At 62.3% G+C, this 23162-nt stretch carries 21 protein-coding genes; 16 read left to right on the top strand and 5 right to left on the bottom strand.

Annotated elements, in window-relative coordinates; all coding sequences use genetic code 11:
• The first annotated feature begins 21 nt into the window (after nucleotides 1-21).
• The 9 genes from VEIS_RS05925 to VEIS_RS05885 all read left to right on the top strand — a co-directional run bounded on the left by VEIS_RS05925 (nucleotide 22) and on the right by VEIS_RS05885 (nucleotide 9641).
• On the top strand, nucleotides 22-594 hold the full coding sequence (locus tag VEIS_RS05925; RefSeq protein ID WP_011808993.1) for an aminodeoxychorismate/anthranilate synthase component II: 573 nt from the start codon (nucleotides 22-24) through the stop codon (nucleotides 592-594).
• A 126-nt stretch (nucleotides 595-720) separates the two neighbouring features.
• On the top strand, nucleotides 721-1749 hold the full coding sequence (gene trpD, locus VEIS_RS05920; protein ID WP_041950579.1) for an anthranilate phosphoribosyltransferase: 1029 nt from the start codon (nucleotides 721-723) through the stop codon (nucleotides 1747-1749).
• A gap of 24 nt (nucleotides 1750-1773) precedes the next feature.
• Nucleotides 1774-2577: an indole-3-glycerol phosphate synthase TrpC gene (gene trpC, locus VEIS_RS05915; RefSeq protein WP_011808991.1), complete on the top strand. Its 804-nt coding sequence runs from the start codon at nucleotides 1774-1776 to the stop codon at nucleotides 2575-2577.
• Nucleotides 2474-3058, top strand: coding sequence for a DUF6444 domain-containing protein (locus tag VEIS_RS31485; RefSeq protein WP_407831838.1), 585 nt, complete (start codon nucleotides 2474-2476; stop codon nucleotides 3056-3058). Before trpC ends, VEIS_RS31485 begins: the two co-directional genes overlap by 104 nt.
• Before the next feature lie 696 nt (nucleotides 3059-3754).
• Nucleotides 3755-4723 (top strand): 2,3-diaminopropionate biosynthesis protein SbnA, encoded by a 969-nt coding sequence (gene sbnA / locus VEIS_RS29610; protein WP_011808989.1) that lies wholly within the window; start codon nucleotides 3755-3757, stop codon nucleotides 4721-4723.
• A 13-nt stretch (nucleotides 4724-4736) separates the two neighbouring features.
• Nucleotides 4737-5768 (top strand): 2,3-diaminopropionate biosynthesis protein SbnB, encoded by a 1032-nt coding sequence (gene sbnB / locus VEIS_RS29605; RefSeq protein WP_198137961.1) that lies wholly within the window; start codon nucleotides 4737-4739, stop codon nucleotides 5766-5768.
• A complete protein-coding gene (locus VEIS_RS25605; RefSeq protein WP_011808987.1) occupies nucleotides 5762-7543 on the top strand; it encodes an FAD/NAD(P)-binding protein in 1782 nt (593 codons plus the stop codon). The genes sbnB and VEIS_RS25605 overlap by 7 nt, the downstream gene beginning before the upstream one ends.
• A gap of 20 nt (nucleotides 7544-7563) precedes the next feature.
• A complete protein-coding gene (locus tag VEIS_RS05890) occupies nucleotides 7564-8178 on the top strand; it encodes a glutathione S-transferase family protein (protein WP_011808986.1) in 615 nt (204 codons plus the stop codon).
• Nucleotides 8179-8195: 17 nt separating this feature from the next.
• Nucleotides 8196-9641 (top strand): L-lactate permease, encoded by a 1446-nt coding sequence (locus VEIS_RS05885; protein ID WP_011808985.1) that lies wholly within the window; start codon nucleotides 8196-8198, stop codon nucleotides 9639-9641.
• 198 nt (nucleotides 9642-9839) lie between these two features.
• On the opposite strand, the gene VEIS_RS05880 is transcribed toward VEIS_RS05885, so the two are convergent.
• The 3 genes from VEIS_RS05880 to dapA are packed head-to-tail and all read right to left on the bottom strand — an operon-like array spanning nucleotide 9840 to nucleotide 13421.
• Nucleotides 9840-11342 (bottom strand): M20 family metallopeptidase, encoded by a 1503-nt coding sequence (locus VEIS_RS05880; protein WP_011808984.1) that lies wholly within the window; start codon nucleotides 11340-11342, stop codon nucleotides 9840-9842.
• Nucleotides 11343-11387: 45 nt separating this feature from the next.
• Nucleotides 11388-12485 carry an outer membrane protein assembly factor BamC gene (gene bamC / locus VEIS_RS05875; protein WP_011808983.1) on the bottom strand — a complete coding sequence of 366 codons (1098 nt, stop codon included), beginning with the start codon at nucleotides 12483-12485 and terminating at the stop codon, nucleotides 11388-11390.
• A 45-nt stretch (nucleotides 12486-12530) separates the two neighbouring features.
• Nucleotides 12531-13421, bottom strand: coding sequence for a 4-hydroxy-tetrahydrodipicolinate synthase (gene dapA, locus VEIS_RS05870; RefSeq protein ID WP_011808982.1), 891 nt, complete (start codon nucleotides 13419-13421; stop codon nucleotides 12531-12533).
• Between the two features lie 899 nt (nucleotides 13422-14320).
• On the opposite strand from dapA, the gene VEIS_RS05865 reads away from it, so the two are divergent.
• From VEIS_RS05865 to VEIS_RS05850, 4 genes are all read left to right on the top strand, one after another.
• Nucleotides 14321-15289 (top strand): Bug family tripartite tricarboxylate transporter substrate binding protein, encoded by a 969-nt coding sequence (locus VEIS_RS05865; protein ID WP_011808980.1) that lies wholly within the window; start codon nucleotides 14321-14323, stop codon nucleotides 15287-15289.
• A 72-nt stretch (nucleotides 15290-15361) separates the two neighbouring features.
• Entirely contained in the window at nucleotides 15362-16525 is a 1164-nt protein-coding gene (locus VEIS_RS05860) for an acyl-CoA dehydrogenase family protein (protein ID WP_011808979.1), read from the top strand.
• A 53-nt stretch (nucleotides 16526-16578) separates the two neighbouring features.
• Nucleotides 16579-17460, top strand: a complete 882-nt coding sequence (locus VEIS_RS05855; RefSeq protein ID WP_011808978.1) for a LysR family transcriptional regulator — start codon at nucleotides 16579-16581, stop codon at nucleotides 17458-17460.
• A gap of 22 nt (nucleotides 17461-17482) precedes the next feature.
• Nucleotides 17483-18547 carry a homocysteine S-methyltransferase family protein gene (locus VEIS_RS05850; RefSeq protein WP_041950578.1) on the top strand — a complete coding sequence of 355 codons (1065 nt, stop codon included), beginning with the start codon at nucleotides 17483-17485 and terminating at the stop codon, nucleotides 18545-18547.
• A gap of 26 nt (nucleotides 18548-18573) precedes the next feature.
• On the opposite strand, the gene VEIS_RS25595 is transcribed toward VEIS_RS05850, so the two are convergent.
• Nucleotides 18574-18726, bottom strand: a complete 153-nt coding sequence (locus VEIS_RS25595; protein WP_157048611.1) for a hypothetical protein — start codon at nucleotides 18724-18726, stop codon at nucleotides 18574-18576.
• Between the two features lie 128 nt (nucleotides 18727-18854).
• Between VEIS_RS25595 and trhP the strand changes: the two genes are divergently transcribed.
• Nucleotides 18855-20216: a prephenate-dependent tRNA uridine(34) hydroxylase TrhP gene (gene trhP / locus VEIS_RS05845; RefSeq protein ID WP_011808976.1), complete on the top strand. Its 1362-nt coding sequence runs from the start codon at nucleotides 18855-18857 to the stop codon at nucleotides 20214-20216.
• Between the two features lie 108 nt (nucleotides 20217-20324).
• Here the strand turns inward: trhP and VEIS_RS05840 are convergent, their stop codons facing one another.
• Nucleotides 20325-21134: a class I SAM-dependent methyltransferase gene (locus tag VEIS_RS05840; protein WP_232287856.1), complete on the bottom strand. Its 810-nt coding sequence runs from the start codon at nucleotides 21132-21134 to the stop codon at nucleotides 20325-20327.
• Nucleotides 21135-21479: 345 nt separating this feature from the next.
• On the opposite strand from VEIS_RS05840, the gene VEIS_RS05835 reads away from it, so the two are divergent.
• Entirely contained in the window at nucleotides 21480-22763 is a 1284-nt protein-coding gene (locus VEIS_RS05835) for a class II D-tagatose-bisphosphate aldolase, non-catalytic subunit (RefSeq protein ID WP_011808974.1), read from the top strand.
• A 145-nt stretch (nucleotides 22764-22908) separates the two neighbouring features.
• On the top strand, nucleotides 22909-23151 hold the full coding sequence (locus VEIS_RS28320; RefSeq protein WP_157048414.1) for a hypothetical protein: 243 nt from the start codon (nucleotides 22909-22911) through the stop codon (nucleotides 23149-23151).
• Nucleotides 23152-23162 lie beyond the last annotated feature (11 nt).

Raw genomic sequence — 23162 nt, 5'->3', positions numbered from 1 at the left:
CCGAGTGACGAGGAGCGCAGCATGAGACTCTTGATGATCGACAACTACGACAGCTTCACCTACATCATCGTCCAGTACCTGGGCGAACTCGGTGCCGATGTCGAGGTGTTTCGCAACGACGCGATCACGCTGGAGGGCATTGCGGCCCGAGCGCCCGAGCGCCTGGTGATCTCGCCCGGCCCCGGCTCACCGGCCGAGGCCGGCATTTCGGTGCCTGCGATCGGGCATTTTGCCGGCAAGCTGCCGATTCTGGGCGTGTGCCTGGGCCACCAGAGCATAGGCGCCGCGTTCGGCGGCACCATCGTGCGGGCCCGGCAGTTGATGCACGGCAAAACCAGCGTCATCGACACCACGCAAAAGGGCCTGTTCGCCGGCCTGCCCCGGCAGTTCACGGTCAACCGCTACCACTCGCTGGCCATCGAGCGCGCCAGTTGCCCGGAGATGCTCGAAGTCACGGCCTGGGCCGAAGACGGCGAGATCATGGGCGTGCGCCACAAGACGCTGCCGATCGAGGGCGTGCAGTTCCACCCCGAAAGCATCCTGACCGAGCATGGCCACGCGCTGCTGAAGAACTTCCTGGAGCAGCGCAGATGACCGCAGCCCCGGCCTGCGTGCCGACCGCCTCGCACCATGCCCTGCGCGGACCCGATCGCGCCCGGCCTTCAGCGCAAAGCCCTTCGGCGTAATGCCCCACCAGGAAACCACCCCATGCCCATGCCCATGCCCATCACCGCCCAGCAAGCGCTGCAGCGCACCATCGAACACCGCGAAATCTTCCACGACGAAATGCTGCACCTGATGCGCATGATCATGAACGGCGAACTCTCGCCGGCCATGACCGCTGCCATCATCACCGGCCTGCGCGTGAAGAAGGAAACCATCGGCGAGATCACGGCCGCCGCGCAGGTGATGCGCGAGTTCTCGACCAAGGTCCAAGTGCCCGATCGCAAGCATCTGGTGGACATCGTCGGCACCGGCGGCGACGGCGCCAGCACCTTCAACATCTCCACCTGCGCGATGTTCGTGGCAGCGGCTGCCGGCGCCAAGGTCAGCAAGCACGGCGGCCGCAGCGTTTCGAGCAAGAGCGGCAGCGCCGACGTGATGGAGGCCCTGGGCATCCACATCCACCTTGCGCCCGAGGCCATTGCCCGGTGCATTGCCGAGGTCGGCATCGGCTTCATGTTCGCGCCCAACCACCACCCGGCAATGAAGAACGTGGCGCCGGTGCGCAAGGAACTGGGCGTGCGCACCATCTTCAACATCCTGGGGCCGCTGACCAACCCGGCAGAGGCCCCCCATGTCCTGGTGGGCGTGTTCCACCCCGACCTGGTCGGCATACAGGTGCGCGCGCTGCAACGCCTGGGCGCCGAGCATGTGCTGGTCGTCTACGGCCGTGACGGCATGGACGAAGCCAGTCTGGGCGCAGCCACGCTGGTGGGCGAACTCAAGAACGGCCAGATCAGCGAATACGACATCCACCCCGAGGACTTCGGGCTGGCCATGACCAGCAACCGGGCGCTCAAGGTCGACACGCCCGAGCAGTCGCGCGACATGCTGCTCGGCGTGCTGCGGGGCCAGCCCGGGGCCGCACATGACACCGTCTGCCTGAACGCCGGCGTGGCGCTGTACGCGGCCAATGTGGCCGAATCGATCGCGGCGGGCCTGGCGCTGGCGCGCGCTGCGATTGCCTCGGGCGCGGCGCTGGCCAAGCTCGAACAGTTGGTCGCGCGCACACATGCGCTGGCCTGAAATACCCACCCCCTGCCGACCACCATGAACGACATCCTCGACCAGATCATGGCCGCCAAACGCGCCGAAGTGGCTGCGGCCCAAAAGCGCGTGCCCCTGGCCGCGGTGCGTGCCGACGCCGAAAGCCGCGTGCTCACCCGCGACTTTGAAGGCGCGCTGCGCGCCAAAATCAGCCAAGGCCAGGCGGCGGTGATTGCCGAAATCAAGAAGGCCAGCCCCAGCAAGGGCCTGCTGCGCGCCGACTTCATTGCCGCCGACATCGCGCAAAGCTATGCCGAAGGCGACGCCGGCGTGAGCGCGGCCTGCCTGTCGGTGCTGACCGACCAGGCGTTCTTCCAGGGCAGCATCGACTACCTCAAACAGGCCCGCGCCAGTTGCCAACTGCCGGTGCTGCGCAAGGACTTCCTGCTCGATCCCTATCAGGTCTACGAAGCCCGCGCGATGGGTGCAGACGCCATCTTGCTGATCGCCGCCTGCCTGGACGACGCGCAACTGGCCGACTTCGAGGCCATCGCCCGCAGCCTGGACATGGCGGTGCTGCTGGAAGTGCACGACCGCCCCGAACTCGAGCGCGCGCTGGCCCGCTGCAAAACCCCGCTGGTGGGCATCAACAACCGCAACCTGCGCAGCTTCGAGGTCAGCCTGTCAACCACGCTGGACATGCTCGCTGACATGCCGCCAGAGCGCCTGCCGGTCACCGAATCCGGCATCCTGACGCCGCAGGATGTCAAAACCCTGCGCGACGCCGGCGTGCAAGCCTTCCTGGTCGGCGAAGCCTTCATGCGCGCAGCCGACCCGGGCCTGGCGCTGGCCCGGTTGTTTGCCTGAGTTTGTCCGACAGTCCGCGATGCTGCGATTGCTTCGACAGTTACGTGTCAATGCCAATCGCAACTGCTCGGCCGCACCATCGCCGCAAGCTACGACCCGTGACTTGATGCAACAGCTATCCGACCTCAGCGCGTTCAGCCATCCCCAGCGGGATGAACTGGTTCTGCCGCTATGGTCGACGGTGTGGACGCACACTGTTCAAGTGGAGGTTCAACAAATTCCAATCAACGAATTGCAAGCGAGGTGCCATCTGAACAGCCAGAACTCCAGCAAACTGCCCTCCAGCGATGGGCCCAACAAGCCCAAGTCATTTTGCAAAGCCAGGCTAGACCGATCGGCGGGCGCAAGGGCCACAAGGGCAGTATCTTGGCGCCAAGTGGTCAAGCCCGGCGTAGTCATCACCCATGCGCCACCCGAGCATTGCGCCGTCTGCCAGAGCAGACTGGGCGAGACGCGCTTGGTCGAGTCTGGCACTTCATGAACGATCCGGGAGTGCCCCTGACCAACCAACATCACCGAGCAGGCAGTGCGCATGCCCAAGGTCGCGCAGAAGACTTCTGGCTGCTTCCGGTCGATCCAAGGGGCAGACATGCTGCATCATCCGTTCCTGCTTGGTGAGCCTGCACAAGCAGGGTGACAATCTTTTTGATGCGCTCGCTCAAGCATTTCAGGGCTCACCGCTTCAACCTCGCTTGGGTTGATTGACTGAGGAATGGCCTGGGTAACTCAGCAGTTACGAAAATATTTGTTGACATGTTTTGCAAATTGTTGTAAATTCCACCCTGACAAGATCAACCGGAAGACGACACTCGCTGCACGGTCAACAATGGAGCAAGCAACACCCGCATATCAAAACTTTCTTGGAACTGACGAACATGCTGTCAAGACGAAAATATGGATCGCGACCGCAACATCGCCATCATCAAAAAACGTCTGCATTTACCTTACAGCCTTCATGAGGTTCTACAAATCCTGATCTCAAACTACCTGCTCCATCCACCGAAGAATCCAACATCGATTCAGTCCACTCTCTTATGACAAGCGTTGGGCCACTACTGGTGGCCTTTAAGGTGTTGATAGTGTCGGAAACGAGCGCATTGCAATAGTGAGTTTTCAATTACTCCGTCATCAATAGTGCAATGTACCGAATCCGGAAAAAATTTAGAGGAGGGAACACATGTTCAGACAACTCATGAATGAAGATATTTACGTGCAAATTGAATATCTCTGCGCAGCAAGAATTCAACTCAAAATCGAGGGATTAAATCCTGCAGGATCCATAAAACTCAAAACGGCACACTCCATCATCACGGACCTTGAATTTCAAGGGCTTATCACGAAAAGAACTCGCTTGATTGAATCATCATCCGGAAATCTTGGCGTCGCCCTTGCAATGGTGTGTGCCGCAAAAGGTTACAAATTTATCTGTGTGATCGATCCGAACATATCAGCTACGAACAAAAAGCTCATTGAAGCGCTCGGTGCGGAGGTGCTGATGGTCAATCAACGTGACGAAAATGGTGGATTTCTGCATTCGCGCATTCGCTTGATCAAGCAACTCGTTGCTCAGGATACTGATTGCATATGGCTCAATCAGTATCAGAATCCAGCCAATCCACTTGCCCACTATCAAACAACAGCCAAGTCCATTGCTCACAGATTCTCCCGTGTCGACTATCTGTTTGTCGGAGCAGGAACAACTGGCACGTTGATGGGATGCAAGAATTATTTTGCCGAACATCATCCAGAAACGAAGATTATAGCTGTCGATAGCGTCGGATCGGTCACGTTCGATTTGCCAGGTGGTCCTCGTCATATTCCAGGACTGGGCACAAGCCGCAAACCTGAAATCTTCGATCCATCCGGCATTTACGCTTTTTTATCCGTACCGGAGGAGTGCACGATCAGGGCATGCCGCTGGTTAGTTCAACGGTATGGTCTTCTTTTCGGAGGTTCTACCGGAACAGTCCTCGCTGGTGTGCAGGAATGGGCTGCCCATATTCGCCCCGATGATGTCGTTGTAGCAATCTCACCAGACATGGGTGAGCGATACCTCGAAACGATTTACTCTGATGATTGGGTCTTACAACGCTTCGATACAACCGCGTTGCAACCCCTCATTCCAACAATCCCTCTTTCATTATAGATGCATCCGTGCAATGAACATGCAAACATTGATTCAAGAATTCCACGTAGTCCCTGGTGTTGCCGTCAAAGGCATTCTTGCCGAACTTCGTAAAGAAGCGATTGAAGTCGTTGCCCAAACTTATCTGGCGCACGAACGCGGTGATACCATCAATCCAGACAGCTATTTCCTGCGTTTCCCATCTGAACCAGCAAACCGAATCATTGCTCTACCAGCGGCAATCACGGATACCGATGGTGATCAGTCTGTATCTGGTCTCAAGTGGGTTGCCAGCTATCCCGCCAACATCCGATGGGGCATTCCCCGTGCATCTGCCGTCCTGATTCTCAACGATTCGCGCACCGGATATCCCTATGCCATCTTGGAAGGAGCGCTTATCAGCGCCCAGCGCACGGCTGCGTCTGCTGTTCTCGGCGCTCGGTGGTTGAATGGACCACAAAAAAACATTCACCGCCTCTCCATTGTGGGTGGCGGTGTCATTTCTCGAAACATACTAGAGACATTCATGATAGACGGTTGGTCGTTCGAGAGTGTAGGGGTCCATGATCTCGACGATGCCTCAGCTAAGGCACTGTCGGCATTCGGTGGGCAAATTGGATTGCCAGACGTACAAATATTATCGCTTGAGGAAGCATTAACTGCCGATATTGTGGTTTTTGCTACCAGTGCAGGCACTCCATACGTTATTGAAAGCGGGACGTTCCGCGCAGGGCAAATTGTTCTCAATATCTCTCTTCGTGATATTTCTGCAGAAATCATCGCAGAAAGCTACAACTATTTCGATGACGTGACGCATTGTCTGAAAGCTAATACCTCACCACATTTGGCTGAGCAGAAATATGGACATCGCGAATTCGTTACCGGTACAGTGGCGGCCATGATTCGCGGCGACATACGACCCGCCAAAGATAAACCGCTGATCTACTCCCCATTTGGTATGGGTATACTTGATCTTGCTATTGGTCGGATGGTATATGAGATAGCAATCAAGGACGGCTCAGCTATCGCCATTCCCTCGTTCTTCGGGGAGGAGCGCAGATGGTGACGGCTCCTTTACGCATTGGTCTCGTGGGTTGTGGGTCTCGCGGACTCTCGATTTTCGAACGCATCTTGAGTCTCAGTGAAGAACGCCCCGGCCATCCCGTCATCATCGATATCTTTGATTCCAATTTGTATGGTAGTGGGGTGCATCGGCCTGATCAACCAGACTATCTCCTACTGAATACAGTCGCAGGACAACTCGGCGTGTTCCCTGATGCTGCTGCATTTGGAAGTCTGGCTGATGCACGAGAGAGGCCCGGTCGAGATTTTCTGACGTGGTGTCGCGACAACAACATCAAAGTCGATCCGAAAAGTGGCCTGCTTGCACACGAAGGACGAGACGTTGAACCGTACGACTTCCTACCAAGAAGATTACTCGGCGCTTATCTTGCGGACGCATTTTCAGAAATACTGGCTACAGCACCTGAATGGATAACGGTACGTCTGCACAACCAAAGGGTCACAGCCCTTGAGACAACCGAATCGCAGCAATTTGTTTTGAAAACACCGTCGGATGCTTCTGCTATGGTGGATCGACTGATTTTAACGGTCGGTCATACGGGGCGAACCCAGGGCGGAGGTCGTGGCTGCATCAAGGACATCTACCCCCTACTTGGTAGCCTGGACACCATCAAGCCCGGGGAAGCAGTTTTGATCGAAGGGTTGGGGTTGAGCGCAATGGATGCATTGGCGACCCTCACATCTGGTAGAGGTGGGTTCTACGAACGCATCTCAGATGGAAATCATGTCTATCATCCCTCTGGCAATGAACCGGTCATTTTTATTCAGTCACGCGACGGACTCCCTTTTCGAACCCGTCCGAATGGGCTCGCCCGATTTCCACCTCATAAGGCCGTCATTTTCACGAGTTCCTGCATCAATTTCTTGCGGGAAAATGCAACGAATCGGCAGATCGATTTCGAACGGGACATTCTCCCACTGATGCTACTTGAAATGCGTGCCGCCGCCGTTGCTGTTATGCACTCAGGATCAAATCCAGACCGTCAACAGGATGTTCTGAATCACATCAGAGCAATCAGCAGTCACAACGACTCTGGCGTCGCCACCTGCGAGGCGTTGCTGCGACACTATGAAAATCTTTCTGGCTCATTCGAACCAGAGACATTTATCTGGCATATACTACCAGTCAACGTGAATCCGCATAACTACCATTCTTGGCTCTACGATACCATAGAGGCAGATCTGCGCGAATCCAGGATTGGACTGGCAGAATCTCCAGTCAAAGCTGCGATGGAAGTCTGGCGGGACCTACGAGATCATTTACGTGAAGCTGTCGATTTCGACGGCCTTACTGAAGTTTCACATCGCCAGTTCTATGGAAAATGGCATAAATCGATTAACCGGCTCGTCGCCGGCCCTCAGAAAGAGCGCCATGCAGATCTTCTTGCATTGTGTGATGCCGGACTCTTGACGTTCCTCAGTCCATCGGCTTATCCCGTTATAGAAAATTACCGGCGCGTCGCGGCCTATGTTCAAAGCTCCGGGGTAGTAAACAGCGACTGCCCTCCTGTGCGCGATCTCGAACGTCTCGGCTTCATCCGACCCAAGACCACCGGGCAGGGTATTGACGGTATCGACATTGACGCTGCGTGCCATCCCAAGTCGCGTTGGGGTGAGTCTATACTCAACATTTGGGTACTCGGGCCACTCGCTGAAGGCTCTTGCTACTACAATCACTATGTCGCTTCGGCAGGTGCCCCCTCACGCCTTTTCATGGACGCACACAAGGCGGCCCAATCGATACTTGAAGTGGTTTGATTTCTATCAGGAATTTCAACATGAAACTCTTCTACCAGACCCATTCACCTTATGCCCGCAAGGTACTGGTTCTCGCCCACGAACTTGGAATCGCATCGCGCCTGGATGTGATCCACCACGAGACCAGCCCCACGAACCCGAATGCAACAATCTACAACGTCAACCCATTGGGCAAGGTACCGGTTCTCGTCTTGTCTAACGGGGAGGCATTGTTCGATTCCATTGTGATTTGCGACTACCTCGACAACCTTCATGACGGCCTCAGACTGATTCCACTGGAGGGAGCAGAGCGTTATCAGGCCCTGCGCCTGCAAGCCCTGGCGCAAGGCCTATGCGACGTCGGCATCAAGCTGCGATGGGAAGTGGAACGTCGACCAGAGGCATTGCGCTACCCTGCCTATGCTGAAGGTCAGGCTTACAAACTTGATCAAACCTATTGCTTCATCGAAAACCATATAGCCCTCAATGGTCGCACAACCATAGGACATATTGCCTTGGCGACAGCACTCGACTGGATCGCTTTCCGAAAACTATCGGACTTCTCTTCCCAACAACGCTTGGCCGAGTGGTATCAGACATTTTGTGAGCGCCCATCAATGCGGGCAACTGAGTATTCCGGAAAAACGCACGACTGAATCAAGAAAGACGATGTATGACATCACTCATGCTTCAAATGCTGCCAATCGGTGTCGTGGTCGCATGGATTCTCATTTTGCGCAGGCCACCGGTACAAGCCGCATTCGCGGGCGTCGCCCTTGTCTTTTTGCTGTGGATATTGGGCGCCGCAGCCCCCCTGTCCACTGCAACCACGGCAGCCATCTTCAAAGACACAAGCATTTTGTTTTTCAGCACCGCCTGCGTCATTGTGCCGGGCCTGGCCTTTGTCATGTTGGTCGAGCGCGGTGGCGCACCACAGGCCATTGGCGCCTGGGTCAAGGAACTCGGCTGGACTCCAGCGGCGCAAATCATCTTTATCGTTCTGGGTTTGGCACCGCTGCTCGAGTCGATGACAGGCTTCGGTGTTTCCCTCATCGCTACCGTTCCATTATTGATCGGGCTGTTCACTCGCCAATCCGGTATGAAAATCGCCTTGGCGGGCATGGTCATCATGCCGTGGGGAACCCTTGGTCTTGCCACATTGGTTGGCGCATTATTGGCTCATTTGCCTGCCGGAACACTCGGCAGCCATTCGGCGCTGATCAGCGCACCGGTTTTCTTCTGCCTTGCAGCCATCGCGTTGTGGCAAGCAGGAATACGCACCGTGGCGCCGTGGCTCGGGCTCGTTGTGATGACGGCGCTTTTCGTCACGGTGCTCTACTGCATCAATCAGTGGATAGGGCCGGAAGTTTCAGGCGTTCTTGCGGGGCTTGCCGTTGCGTGCGTGGGGCTGGCTGTCTCGTTGTCCCATCGCAAAAGGCTTGTGCGCTGGCCGGACGCTGCCTGGCCTTACCTCGCCTTGCTTGGCATCATCGTCGTGTCGCGGGGAGTATTTGTTTTGACGGGCTGGGATGCTCTTTGGATTGTCAAAGGAGAGCATACTTCGTGGAAACCTCTGGCATCCCCTGGACTTGCACTGCTGATGAGCAGCATCCTGATATCGATCAGGCAAGCTGCCACAGCGGGCTTTCCATGGCAGGCGCTGTTCAAGCGCGCCAAGTTTCCTGTCACTACGATCTTCCTTTTCCTGCTGCTTTCCCAAGTCATGGTCAACGCGGGATTTCTGGTCGAGGCTCAACGCATACTGCAATCGCTGTCCGGCGTTTCCCTGGTTCCGACGATAGCGTTGCTGGCAGGCATTGCAGGCTATGTCACGGGGTCCAACGTGGGCGGCAACACCTTGGTCATGCCGTCTATCGCCGCACTGACAACCGGCCACGGCCCTTGGCTTGCCGCAATGGTCAATAGTGCAGCGGGGCATGGAGCTCTCGGATCGTTGTCGATTCTTTCTCTCATCACCGGGCTTGCGGCAGCCAATCGGCAAGAAGAAAACCATTTGATTCGATTTGCCTTTGGCCTCGTTCTCCTCAATATCGTCATCGTCGCCGCAGCCGGCGTTTGCGTACTTTATATTGGGGCCGTTCCAGGGAACGGAAAATAAGGCACGCCGAACGCACGCAGAAGCCGCGACCCGGCGGTATCGCGCAGGCATTGGAGAAAGCTCGCTCCCGATTCGTGGCCGTGGATTCCAGCATCGAGGCCCGGTGGGAGGCCTGTCCGGCACGGCGGGGCCCGATGCAAGCCGGATGCGATGCCGCGCCGTCCAGGCGTCTCGCCCAGGCGCCGGCCCGTCAGCGGTTCAGCCTGCCGTGGCCGGCGGGCTGGCGGGTGTGGTGGCCTGCTGCGCCATCGCGGCAATCACCTGCGCCACCGAGGCCGTGAGGCGCTTGGCGTAGGGCAGGTGCAGGAATTCGTTGGGGCCGTGCGCATTGCTCTTGGGGCCGAGCACGCCGCAGACCATCATCTGGGCCTTGGGCAGGCTTTGGCTGAGCATGTTCATCACCGGGATGGTGCCGCCTTGACCGACATAGCCGCAGGGCGCGCCAAAGTGGGCCTGCGAGGCTTGGGTGATGGCCTGCTCGAACCAGGGCGCGGTGGCCGGGGCGTTCCAGCCGGTGGCGCCGCCGCCGCTCTCGAAGGTGACCTTGGCCTGGTAGGGCGCGTTGTCTTCCAGCAGCGCCTTGAGTTTCTGCACGGCCAGGGCGGCGTCCACCAGCGGGGGCAGACGCAGGCTGAGCTTGAAGGCGGTGTAGGGGCGCAGCACGTTGCCCGCGTCCTGCAAGGCCGGAAAACCCTCGGCCCCGGTCACGCTCAATGTAGGCTCCCAGGTGCGCTTGAGCAGCGCTTGCAGCGGGTCGGTAGTGGTGGGCAGCGCAAAGCGGGTGGCGCCGCCGCAGTCGTAGTGCGCCCAGGGGAAGCGCTGGTAGACCTCTGCGCCCAGGATGTCGGCCGTGGCGCGGGCCTGTGCGATGCGCTCGGCGGGTACTTCGCAGTGGAAACTGGCCGGCAGCAGGCGGCCGGTGGCGCTGTCTTCGAGGCGGTCGAGCACTTGGCGCATGATGCGCAACGACGAGGGCACCAGACCCGAGGCGTCGCCCGAATGCACGCCTTCGCTGAGTATCTCGACCTTGAGCGTGCCGCTGGCCATGCCGCGCAGGCTGGTGGTCAGCCACAGTTGCTCGTAGTTGCCGGCGCCGGAGTCCAGGCACACCACCAGGCCCACCGCGCCGATGCGCGCGCGCAGCGCGGCAATGCAGGGCAGCAGGTCACGCGAGCCGCTTTCTTCGCAGGTCTCGATCAAGCCCACGATGCGCGGGTGCGGCAGGTTCTGGCGCTTGAGTTCCTGCACTGCGGCAATGCTGGCGTAGACCGCGTAGCCGTCGTCTGCGGCGCCGCGGCCGTAGAGTTTGCCGTCTTCGTATTTGGGCGTCCAGGGGCCGAGGTCGCTGCGCCAGCCCGAGAACTCCGGCTGCTTGTCCAGATGGCCGTACATCAGCACGCTGTCGGTGGCCCCGGGTTGCGTCGCCGCTATCTCGAAGAACAGCACCGGTGTGCGGCCTTCGAGGCGCAGGATTTCCAGCCGCAAACCTTGCACCCGCTGCGCCTCGACCCAGGTGGCGGCGTTGCGCACCACGGTGTCGAGCAGCCCCTGCTCGGCCCAGTCGGGCGCAAACATCGGGGATTTGGCGGGGATGGCAATGTAGTCCTCGAGTTGGCCAATGATGTCGTCATCCCAGACTTGGCTGATCCGCTCCAATGCGAGTTCAGGCTGGAGGACTTGGCGCGGGACAGGGGCGTTCATGGGCAGGTTCTCCCGGGGGTGGCCGAGGTGGTGTCTCGCTTCATTTCACTTCATTTCGTCCGCCAGCACGCGCACGATGCGCTCGGCGTTGGCCGACGCTTCGGGCGCGCCGGTGGCATCGAGCACCGATACCGTGCTCGCCTCGCCCTGGCTGCGCACGACGATGCGGTATTTCAGGGGCGGCGTTGCGCTGGGCGCGCCAAACAGCTTGCTGAAGAAGCCGGGTTCTTTCTTGTCGGTGCCGGGAGCGACGTAGCGCACGAAGTAGGTGCCTTCGGCGCGATTGCGGTCTTCCACGGTAAAGCCCGTGCGGTCCAGCGCCAGTCCCACCAGACGCCATGCGCGGTCGAAGCCCTCGTCGAGCTGAACCACGGGCGTCTGATCGACCGTGGCCATGCGCGCAGAGGGTGCGCGTGGGGCGGCATCGGAGGTGGCGGCGATGGCCCGGGATTGTTCCTGGCTGATGCCGAGTTTGACCATCAGGCGGCGCAGAAACTCGGTTTCCAGTTCCGGATCTGACGGGCGCGGCTGCCACACCGTGCTGTCCTTGGAGGCCGAGCCGTACACCTCGATCAAGCCGCGGTGGGTGATGTAGATCTCCGTGCCATTGTCGGCGCGGCGTTCCAGGCGGGTGCGGAACTTGTCGCGCTCACCGGTCGAGTACAGCGATTCGAGCAGTTTGCCCAGCGTCGAGCGGATGAAGTCCTGGGGCAGCTTGGCGCGGTTTTCTGCCCAATCGGTCTCCATGATTCCGACATTGGCATCGGCCTGCGCCAGCGTGAAGCCGTTGGCTTGCCAGAAATCACGCACCGGCTCCCAGAGCTGGTCAGCGGGGCGGCGGACCACCAGCCAGCGTTTCTGGCCGTCGCGCTCGATGCGCACATCGCCCAGTGCCAGCGCTGCGGCGTTGACCGTGCCCGCAGGCTGCGCCGCCTGGCCGGCCTGCAAGGCGGTGGCCGATACGGCGCCGCCTGCCACGGTGTAGCGCGAGTCGTTCGGCAACTGGGTCAGGTCTGGCGGAACTTCCAGGGTCGAGCCTTTGGTGGCGCTTTTGTAGTCGATCTTGTCGCCATCGAAGACGGAGCAGGCGGACAGGGCCAAGGCCAGAGCCAGCAGGCCCGGTCGGGTGGTAGCAGCTTTCACACGGAAGTCCTCGAAATGGCTCGAATGTTGTTTCTGGGCCCGGGATCAGATCAGGCCGCTGGCGCGCAGCGCGGATTCGAGCACCGCCTCGTTGCCGCCGGACAGCGGCGTCATCGGCAGGCGCAGGCGGCCACCGCACAGGCCCATGCGGGCCATGGCCCATTTGACCGGGATCGGGTTGGCTTCGACGAGCAGGTTCTTGTGCAGCGGCAGCAGTTGAAACTGGATCTGCATCGCACGCTGCACATTGCCGGCCAGCGCTGCCACGCACAACTCGTGCACCAGGCGCGGCGCCACATTGGCCGTGACGCTGATGCAGCCATGCCCGCCGCACAGCATCAGGGCCACCGCCGTCGGGTCGTCGCCCGAGCAGACGGCAAAGCCCTTGGGCAGGTCGCGGATCAGCCATTGGGCGCGCTCGATATTGCCGGTGGCCTCCTTGATGCCGATCACGCCGGGCACCTGCGCCAAGCGCAGCACGGTGTCGTGCTGCATGTCGGCCACCGTGCGGCCGGGCACGTTGTACAGCACGATGGGCAGGTCGCCCGTGGCTTCGGCGATGGCTTTGAAATGCTGGTATTGGCCTTCTTGCGTGGGCTTGTTGTAGTAGGGCACCACTTGCAATTGGCTGCTGGCGCCCACCGTTTTGGCGAACCGGGCCAGTTCAATGGCTTCGGCGGTCGAGTTGGCGCCGCAGCCGGCCATGATGGGCACGCGCTTGGCCGCCTGCTGCACGGCCACGCGAATGATTTCGCAATGCTCCTGCACATTGACCGTGGGCGATTCGCCCGTGGTGCCGACCACGCCGATGCAGTCGGTGCCTTCGGCGATATGCCAGTCGATCAGTTTGCGCAGGCTGGCGTAGTCCACGCTACCGTCCTCGTGCATGGGGGTGATGAGGGCAACGATGCTGCCGGTGACGCAGGAAGAGCTCATGTCATGTCCGCAGTGGTAAACGGGAATGCGGCATTTTAGCCGTGACCTTGCCCGATGCGGCCCTGGCTCCCCGTTCGGGACTTGCCGATTCCTGATTGCGCGCCGATGGCGCCGCACCGAAAACCCGCTGTGCATCAGTGCCGGGCGAAATACCAATATATAATCCGCGGCCACACCACGAAATGTGAGCCAATGTGTACCAAGGTTTCAGCGCATCCGATGCCTTGATTGTCCAAGTTTGTGTCTGTCCCTCCCTGTCCCTCCAGTAGGAAATCGAAATGAAGAAATCCCTCGTCTTGGCCGTCCTGATCGCCGCTGCTGCACTTGCCGCTTGTGGCAAGAAGGAAGAACCGGCAGCACCCGCTCCTGCAGAAATGCCTGCTGCCGAACCGGCACCAGCCGCTGAACCAGCGCCGGCACCGGCTGCCGAGCCGGCTCCGGCACCAGCCGCCGATGCAACCGCTCCTGCGGCATCCGGCGCGGCTGACGCTGCGCCCGCCGCCGCCCCTGCGGAGGCGGCTTCCGCCAAGTAAGCACACACCGGGGCCTGGGCTGGCCCCGGCCAGATTCCACCCCGGTGCGCGCCCCCCGGACTCGAGGGGCCGCGCACGGTCCCACCGAACCTGCCGTGCAGGCTTGCCACCCGGGTGAGTCCGGGCCTGCAAGCCTTGCTGCGCATCGATCCATCGCCCATCTCACCGTCCGTGGCGTTGCGCCGCCTGCGGCGTGGCCCTGCGCCGGCGTGGCCTCGCCCATCTGCCTAGTGTCCCTGAATGATTGGCAATGCCAATCGATCGTTCCAATGATGCAATTGGACGCTAATGGTTGTCAGCGCCAGAATGCGCTGTGGCCCGGGCATCAGGGCGTCGACAGACCGATATTCAGGAGACATCCGGAAAATGCAGCAGATCATTCGCTCCACATTGCTGGCATGTGGCTGGGCGGCGGCCAGCCTGTGCGCGCTGGCGCAGCAGCCCTATCCTGGCGCGCCGATCACGCTGATCGTGCCGTTCGCGGCCGGCAGCGGCACGGATGCAGTGGCGCGCATGCTCGGCCAGAGGCTGGCCGAGCGGCTCCAGCAGCCGGTGCTGGTGGACAACAAGCCCGGTGCCAATGCGCAGATAGCGGCGCAGATCGTCGCCAAGGCCCGGCCCGACGGCTACACGCTGTTCATGACCACCAACACCTCGCACTCGGCCAATCCGGCGCTCTACCGCCAGCTCAAGTACGACCCCATCAAGGACTTCACGCCGGTGGCGCGGGTCGGCGAGCTGCCTTTTGCGCTGGTCGTGCACCCCTCGGTGCCGGCCCAATCGCTGGCCGAGCTTATCGACCATGCGCGCGCCAACCCCGGCAAGCTCAGCTATGCCACGCCCAACAGCACCTCGTTGGTGGCGCTGGAGAGCATCAAGCGCATTGCCGACCTGGACATCGTCGGCATTCCCTACAAGTCCAGCCCGCAGGCCATGACCGACCTGGTGAGCGGGCAGGTGCAGGTGTATGTGGTGGATCTGGGGTCGGGCCGCAGCATGCTCGCCAGCGACAAGTTGCGCACGCTGGGCATCACCACGGCCCGCCCGTCGGCATTGCTGCCCGGCGTGCCGCCGATAGGGTTGACCGTCAAGGGCTTCGATCTGACCTCGTGGAATGGCATCTTCGGGCCAGCCGGTATGCCGCCGGCCGTCGTCAGCCGCCTGCATACCGAGTTGCAGGCCGTGCTGGCCGACCCGTCGACGCAAGACAAACTGGCGCAGATCGGCTTTCAGGTCTGGCCCAGCAAAAGCCCCGAGGAGTTCGCCCGCTATGTGGCTGACCAACTCACGCACTGGCGCCGGCTGATCGAGCAGGCCGGCATCCGGCCAGAATGAGGCCCGCCACCAGCGCAGCACCCGGCAGGCCCATTTGCCGATCTGTCCACCCCTGCCCACGAGCACGCCCCCATGCACTTTGCCCTCAGCCCCGAGCAGGAACAGATCTGCGCCGCCATCGGGCGCGTCTGCGCCCCCTTTGATGCCGACTACTGGCTGCGCCGCGACCGCGAAGGCGGTTTCCCCGAGGACTTCCACCGCGCGCTGGCCGACGCGGGCTGGCTGGGCATCGCCATGCCCGAAGCCTATGGCGGCGCGGGCCTGGGCATCGGCGAGGCCGCGCTGATGATGCACACCATCGCCGCCACGGGCGCGGGCCTGTCGGGGGCTTCGGCGGTGCACATGAACATCTTCGGCCTGCATCCGGTGGTGGTGTTCGGCACCGACGCGCAAAAGGCCCGCTGGCTGCCCGCGCTGATCCAGGGGCGCGACAAGGCTTGCTTTGGCGTGACCGAGCCCGACACCGGCCTGAACACCTTGAAGCTCAAGACCCGCGCCGTGCGCCAGGGCGACCACTATCTGGTGCATGGCCAAAAGCTGTGGATCAGCACCGCGCAGGTGGCCAACAAGATATTGCTGCTGGCGCGCACCACGCCGGTGGAAGAATGCAGCGGCACGCAGGGCCTGAGCCTGTTCTACACGGACATGGACCGCAGCACCATGGAGGTGCGCGAGATCGAAAAGCTCGGCCGCAAATGCGTGGACTCCAACCAGGTCTTCATCGACGGGTTGCGCATCCCCGAGCAAGACCTGGTGGGCCAGGAGGGCCAGGGCTTTGGCTACATCCTGCACGGCCTGAACCCCGAGCGCATCCTGATCGCCAGCGAGGCCGTGGGCCTGGGCCGCGCCGCGCTCGCGCGCGCCACCGGCTATGCCAGCGAGCGCGAGGTGTTTGGCCGCCCCATCGGGCAGAACCAGGGCATACAGCACCCGCTGGCCCAGTCCTGGATGGAGCTCGAAGCCGCCCACCTGATGGTGCACAAGGCCGCCTGGCTCTACGACCAGCACCGGCCCTGCGGCGCTGAAGCCAACGCCGCCAAATACCTTGCCGCCGAAGCCTGCTACCACGCCTGCGAACGCGCCATCTTCACGCATGGCGGCATGGGCTACGCCAAGGAATACCATGTCGAGCGCTACCTGCGCGAATCATGGATCCCGCGCCTTGCGCCGGTCAGCCCGCAACTGATCCTGTGCTTCATCGCCGAGAAGGTGCTGGGGCTGCCGAAGTCCTACTGACGCTCGTTGATGGCTGTCCCTGGCGACGGGAGACCGGCTGGCATGATGCGGGCATGAAGCTGCATCTGCTGCGCTATTTCGCCGTGCTCGCCGAGGAACTGCACTTCGGCCACGCGGCCGAACGGCTGGCCATCACGCAGCCGCCGCTGTCCTCGGGCATCAAGGCGCTGGAGGACAAACTGGGCGTGCGCCTGTTCGAGCGCAGCAGCAAGCATGTGGCACTGACGGCCGCCGGCCAAGCCTATCTGGCCGAGGTGCGCGTGGTGCTCGAACATGTCGCGCGCGCCGGCGAGACCGCCCGCTGCGTGGCCGCCGGGCTGCGCGGGCGGCTGGACATCGGCTTTGCCGGCTCCATGGTCTACCGCGACATGCCAGGCATCGTGCGCGCCTTTGGCCAGCGGGCGCCGGGCATCGAGGTCAACCTGCGCGAAATGTCCTCGGGCGAGCAGTTGGAAGCGCTGCGCCACCGGCAACTGCACGCCGGCTTCATCAACACCGGCGCGGTGCCCGAGCCGCTGTGCAGCCTGCCCTTGGCGCCGGACCACTTCGTCTGCTGCCTGCCCGAGGACCACGCGCTGGCGGGCGCGGCCAGCGTCGATCTGCGGGCCTTGGCCGCCGAGACCTTCGTGATGTTCTCGCGCACGGTCGCACCCGCCAACCACGACAACGTGATCGCCCTGTTCCAGCGCGCCGGCATCCACCCGCGCATATTGCATGCGACGCGCCAGTGGCTCACCGTGCTGACCTTGGTGGCGCTGCGCATGGGCGTGGCGCTGGTGCCCGCCTGCATGGCGCAGGCCGCCGTCACCGGCGTGCGCTTGCTGCCGATCGCCACGCTGCGGCACCCCTGCGTGGGCGTGCTGGCCTGGCACCAGGATGCGGTCACGCCGGCGCTGCGGGGCTTTCTGGATGTGGCTGCGGCCCACAGGCCCTGACGGCGCTTCCTACAATCGCGCAATGCAAGCCCTGCACTACACCCGCGCCGCCCGGCTGCCCGACATCCTGGCCCAACGCATCGTCATCCTCGACGGCGCGATGGGCACCATGCTCCAGCGATTGCGACTCGGTGAAGCGCAGTACCGTGGCGCAGGCTATGCCGGGCCTGACGGCGCGGGCGAGCGGTTCAAGGACTTTGCGCGCGACCTCAAGGGCAACAACGAACTGCTGAGCATCACCCGCCCCGACCTGATCAGCGACATCCACGAACACTATCTGGCCGCAGGCGCCGACCTGATCGAGACCAACACCTTCGGCGCCACCCGCGTGGCGCAAGAGGACTACCGGATGGCCCCGCTGGCGCGTGAGATGAACCTGCGCTCGGCCCAACTGGCGCGCGCCGCCTGCGACAAATACAGTCGCCCCGACAAGCCGCGCTTCGTTGCCGGCGCGCTCGGCCCCACGCCCAAGACTGCCAGCATCAGCCCCGACGTGAACGACCCCGGCGCCCGCAACATCGACTTCGAGCAACTGCGTGCCGCTTACTACGAGCAGACCGAAGCGCTGCTCGAAGGCGGCGCGGACATACTGCTGGTGGAAACCATTTTCGACACCCTCAACGCCAAGGCCGCACTGTTCGCCATCGACGAATGCTTCGAGCACAGCGGCGAGCGCCTGCCCATCATCATCAGCGGCACAGTCACCGACGCCTCGGGCCGCATCCTGTCGGGCCAGACCGTGACGGCCTTCTGGCACAGCGTACGCCATGCCCGCCCCCTGGCCATCGGCCTGAACTGCGCGCTGGGCGCCACGCTGATGCGCCCGTACATACAAGAGCTGCACCGGGCGGCACGAGACTGCTTCATCAGTTGCTACCCCAACGCCGGCCTGCCCAACCCCATGAGCGACACCGGCTTTGACGAAACACCGCAGATCACCAGCCGCCTGCTGCACGAATTCGCCGCCGAAGGACTGGTCAACATCCTGGGCGGCTGCTGCGGCACCACCCCCGAGCACATTGGCGCAATAGCCAAAGCCGTGGAAAATCAGCCCGCGCGCCAGCGCTTTTACCCGGCCGAGGCTTGAGTGCCCGTTCCGGGCCTGGTGTCGCGTCACCGATCAGATGTCGTAGGCTGCGCGCAGCCATCGGAGCGCAGCGCAAGGCGCAGCGCGCAGCCCATACCGAGCTGTATTGGCAAGCGATGCAACGCCGCGATGCGCTTCGATGGCCAGCGCAGACCGACAGATGATCGGTGACGCGACACTAGCCGTGCGTTGAGCAGAAAAACCGGCGCATGCGCATGTTCCACCGTTACCTTCCGCGATTGAATTCGTGGCAACTGCCGAGACCGCTTGGCAGACGCATTTTTATCCTTATCCAACAGGCCACCCCATGACCACCGCCCCGGAACTGCTGCTGCCCGCTGGCTCGCTCGACAAGATGCGCGCCGCGTATGACTTTGGCGCCGACGCCGTGTACGCGGGCCAGCCGCGCTATTCGCTGCGCGCGCGCAACAACGAATTTCGCCTCGAACAAATCCGCCAGGGCATTGACGAGGCCCATGCCCGCGGCAAAAAGTTCTTCGTGACCAGCAACCTGATCGCGCACAACGACAAGCTGCGCACTTACCTGCGCGACATCGAGCCCGTGATAGCCCTGCGGCCGGACGCGCTGATCATGGCCGACGCGGGCCTGATCATGATGGTCAAGGACAAATGGCCCGAGGTGCCCGTGCACCTGTCGGTGCAGGCCAACACCACCAACTCGGCGGCCGTCAAGTTCTGGCAAAGGATGGGCGTGCAGCGCATCATCTTGTCGCGCGAACTGAGCCTGGACGAGATCGGGCAAATCCGCCAGCAATGCCCCGACATGGAGTTGGAAGTATTCGTGCACGGCGCACTGTGCATTGCGTATTCGGGCCGCTGCCTGCTCAGCGGCTACTTCAACCACCGCGACCCCAACCAAGGCACCTGCACCAACGCCTGCCGCTGGAGCTACGCCACCCACGACGCCGACACCGACCCGAATACCGGCGAGGCCCGCGCCCAAAAAATGGCCACCGACTTCCACTTCGCCGCCGCGCAGCAAGAGGCCGAGCAAGCATTTTCCACCTGCGGCGACGGCGCGCGCCACCCGGCCGCCGACAAGGTCTACCTGCTCGAAGAAGCCGGCCGCCCCGGCCAGCACATGCCGATCATGGAAGACGAGCACGGCACCTACATCATGAACAGCAAAGACCTGCGCGCCGTCGAACATGTGGCGCGCCTGGCCGCCATGGGCGTGGACTCGCTCAAGATCGAAGGCCGCACCAAAAGCCTGTACTACGTGGCCCGCACCGCGCAGGTCTACCGCCGCGCCATCGACGACGCCATGGCCGGGCGGCCCTTCAACCCCGAGCTGCTGCTCGAACTCGAGGGCTTGTCCAACCGCGGCTACACCGGCGGCCTGCTGGAGCGCCGGCCCAGCCAAGACTATCAAAACTACCTCAGCGGGCACTCGCAGACCCGGCGCAGCCAGTTCGTCGGCGCAGTGCGCGCCTGGGCCGATGGTTGGGCCGAGATCGAAACCAAAAACCACTTCCAGCTCGGCGACCGGCTGGAGATCATCCACCCCCAAGGCAACCGCAGCATTCAACTCGAACGCATGTTCAACCTCGCCGGCGAGCCCATCACCGTAGCCCCGGGCAGCCCGCTGCGCGTGCGCATCCCGCTCGACGGCCCGGTGGATGGGGCGCTGATTGCGCGGTTGGTCTGATCCGATTTCCAAATCGTTCGTGAACGCGAAGGCGAAGGCGAAGCGCAGACAGCCGGGCCGCATGGCTCGCGCAGCGGGCCATTCGACCGCCCCACATATCCATGGCCCTCAGTTGCGCTGCAACCGGTACACGAATGCCGGTGGAAGGTTGGCTGCGACGAAACCGATGCGCACCGCATTCAGCCCCATGCATTCCAGCAGTGCCTCCGGCACCGGACAGCGCGGCAGGTAAGTGAACTGGTAGAGGGCGCCATCCGCATGCAGATGACGCAGGAATACTCCGCGCAGGATCGCGATCGTCTTCTCGATCGGCATGGACAACAGCGGAATGCCACTGACGATGGTGCTCGCCTTTTTTCGGCCGAAAAAGACGCCGGTCTGTTCCAGATGCGCCGCGTCCATATGCAGAACCCGGACTCCCGGAAACCGTTGCTCCAGCAACTTGGCAAAAGCACGGTCGGCTTCGACCAGCACCAGCCGTTCCCTGGGCACGCCACGGGCCAGCAGGGCCTGGGTAAAGACGCCGGTGCCCGGACCCAGTTCGATGATGGGATCGTCCAACGACCGGATGTCGGAGGTAATCAGCGCTGCCAGCGAGCGGCTAGACGGTGCGACCGCACTGACGAGGCGCGGGTTGCGCAACCAAGCGCGCAGGAACAACATTTTTTCGGCGGTGGACATGCTTTGGACTTTCTTGGAAATGGGTGCTGCGGTCGATTTCCCACCATGTCCATTGGGTTGTGGCCATTTCGGGCGGGCGCCGCGCAGCGCAGCGCAGAGAATACCGAAGCTCGCCGTTGGAAATCTTGCCGTGCCCTTTATGCAGCCCACGCCCTTTGGCTTGCGCCGCAAGGCCGAGAAGCGGCCCACCGCCGCCTCGCTGATCGATGACTCGTCGGCGCAGAGCAACGTCGCCAACGGCCCATACGTTCCGCAGAACGACGATCGCCAGTTCAAAGGGCCTGGTGTCGGCGCGCAGCGCAACGATAGTACGGCATGTGACGTATGTAACTTTGGCTGTGGCGCGGCGAGTTGCTGCACACTGTGCAGTCGCCCATGGGCCTCGATGGCATGGTGTTCGGTGGCGCTCTGCTCCGCATGCCCAGTCGTCTACCCCGGTCATCTGCGCCTGTGGCCCAGGTCTTCCTGGCCACCAGGCTACCCAAGCCTGCCCGTGCCGCGCCGTGTGGCGACAGCGGTGGTGTCCGTGCCATCGTCATCGTGGCGCGGCGACTTTCAACCCGTAGTGACAAGAAAGCAGCCATGCAATACCTGCGTGATATCAACCAACGCAACCGCAGCGCCGGTGTGGCCTGCACGCCGTCGGTGTGCTCGGCCCATCCCCAAGTGCTCCTGGCGTCTTTGTTGTTGGCCCAGTCCAGGCAACGCCCGCTGCTGGTCGAGGCCACCAGCAACCAAGTCAACCAGTTCGGTGGTTACACCGGCATGCAGGCGGCAGATTTCATTGCCCATGTGCAGCGTATCGGCCAAGCCCACGGCATCGATCGCAGTCTGGTGTTGTTTGGCGGCGACCACTTGGGCCCACAGGTCTGGCGTGACCAGGACGCGCACAGCGCCATGGCGCACGCGAGTGCTTTGGTCGCGTCTTACGTGCAGGCGGGCTTTGGCAAAATTCATCTGGACTGCTCTGAAGGCTGTGCCGGTGAGGCCGCGCAGGTCGGGGATGCGCTGAGCGCGCAGCGCGCCGCGCAGTTGGCGCGGGTGTGCGAGCAAGCAGCGCGCAACCCGCAAGCGCTGAGTTATGTGGTCGGCACCGAAGTGCCGCCGCCCGGTGGTGCGCGTGCCGAAGACGGCGCCATGCGCGTGCCCCCGACTTCGGCGCAGAGTGCCCGTTTGACGATTGCCGCGCACCAGCAGGCGTTCGCGCAACAGGGCTTGCATGAGGCTTGGGGGCGCGTGACAGGCTTGGTGGTGCAGCCCGGCCTGGAGTTTGGGCCAGACCATGTGCAGCACTTCGACCTGCAAGCGCCCGACTCGTTGTCCGAGGTGCTGGCCCCGCACCCGCAGTTGGCGTTTGAGGCCCACTCCACCGACTACCAGAAACCGCCTGTGTTTGCCGCCCTGGCCCGGCGCCATTTCACCGTGCTCAAGGTGGGACCGGCGTTGACCTTTGCCTATCGGCAAGCGGTTTATGCCTTGGACGCGCTGGCCACCTGGCTGGCGCCACAAAGCCCGCGCGCAGCGCTGGCGCAGGTGCTGGAGCAATTGATGCAGGCCGAGCCGCAACACTGGCGCAAGCACTACAGCGGCGACGCGCGGGCGCTACGCCTGCTGCGCCACTTTGGCTACGCGGACCGTGTGCGCTACTACTGGGGGCAGCCGGCGGCCAAGAGTGCCGTCGCGCAGCTCATGCAGTTGCTGGCAGAGCAGCCCGAGCCTTTGGCGCCGCTTTTGGCGCAGCATTTTGCCGATCCCGTGCTCGAAGGCGCGCAAACCTTGCAGTCGCAAGGCTTTGCCTGGCCACAGGCACTGGTGCTGGCACAGATACAGGCCGCCTTGAATCCTTATTTTCTGGCGCCGCAGTAATGGTCTGCCCCACTGCCTGACCCACTGCCTGCCCCACTGCCTGACCCACTGCCTGACCCACTGCTTGACCCAGCGACAAGGCCAGCGGCCAGGCCCGGTGCTGGCTTCGACCGGCACGGCGACCTGGTGTTTGCACGCTGTGCTAGTGTCGCGTCACCGATCATCTGTCGGTCCGCGCTGGCCATCGAAGCGCATCGCGGCGTTGCATCGCTTGCCAATACGCTCGGTATTGGCTGCGCGATGCGCCTTGCGCTGCGCTCCGATGGCTGCGCGCAGCCTACGACATCTGATCGGTGACGCGACACTAGGCTGCGGGCGCCCCCTTGGGGCCAGGCGCGGCAGGCGACTCGGGCGTGCCCCGCATCAGCCGCATAATCCGGCGGCGTAGCGACGAATCCG

Source organism: Verminephrobacter eiseniae EF01-2, assembly GCF_000015565.1.
In the GTDB taxonomy this organism is placed as follows: Bacteria; Pseudomonadota; Gammaproteobacteria; order Burkholderiales; family Burkholderiaceae_C; genus Acidovorax; species Acidovorax eiseniae.
Note: the sequence above shows the minus strand (reverse complement) of the source record. Positions and strands in the feature narration are given on the sequence as shown.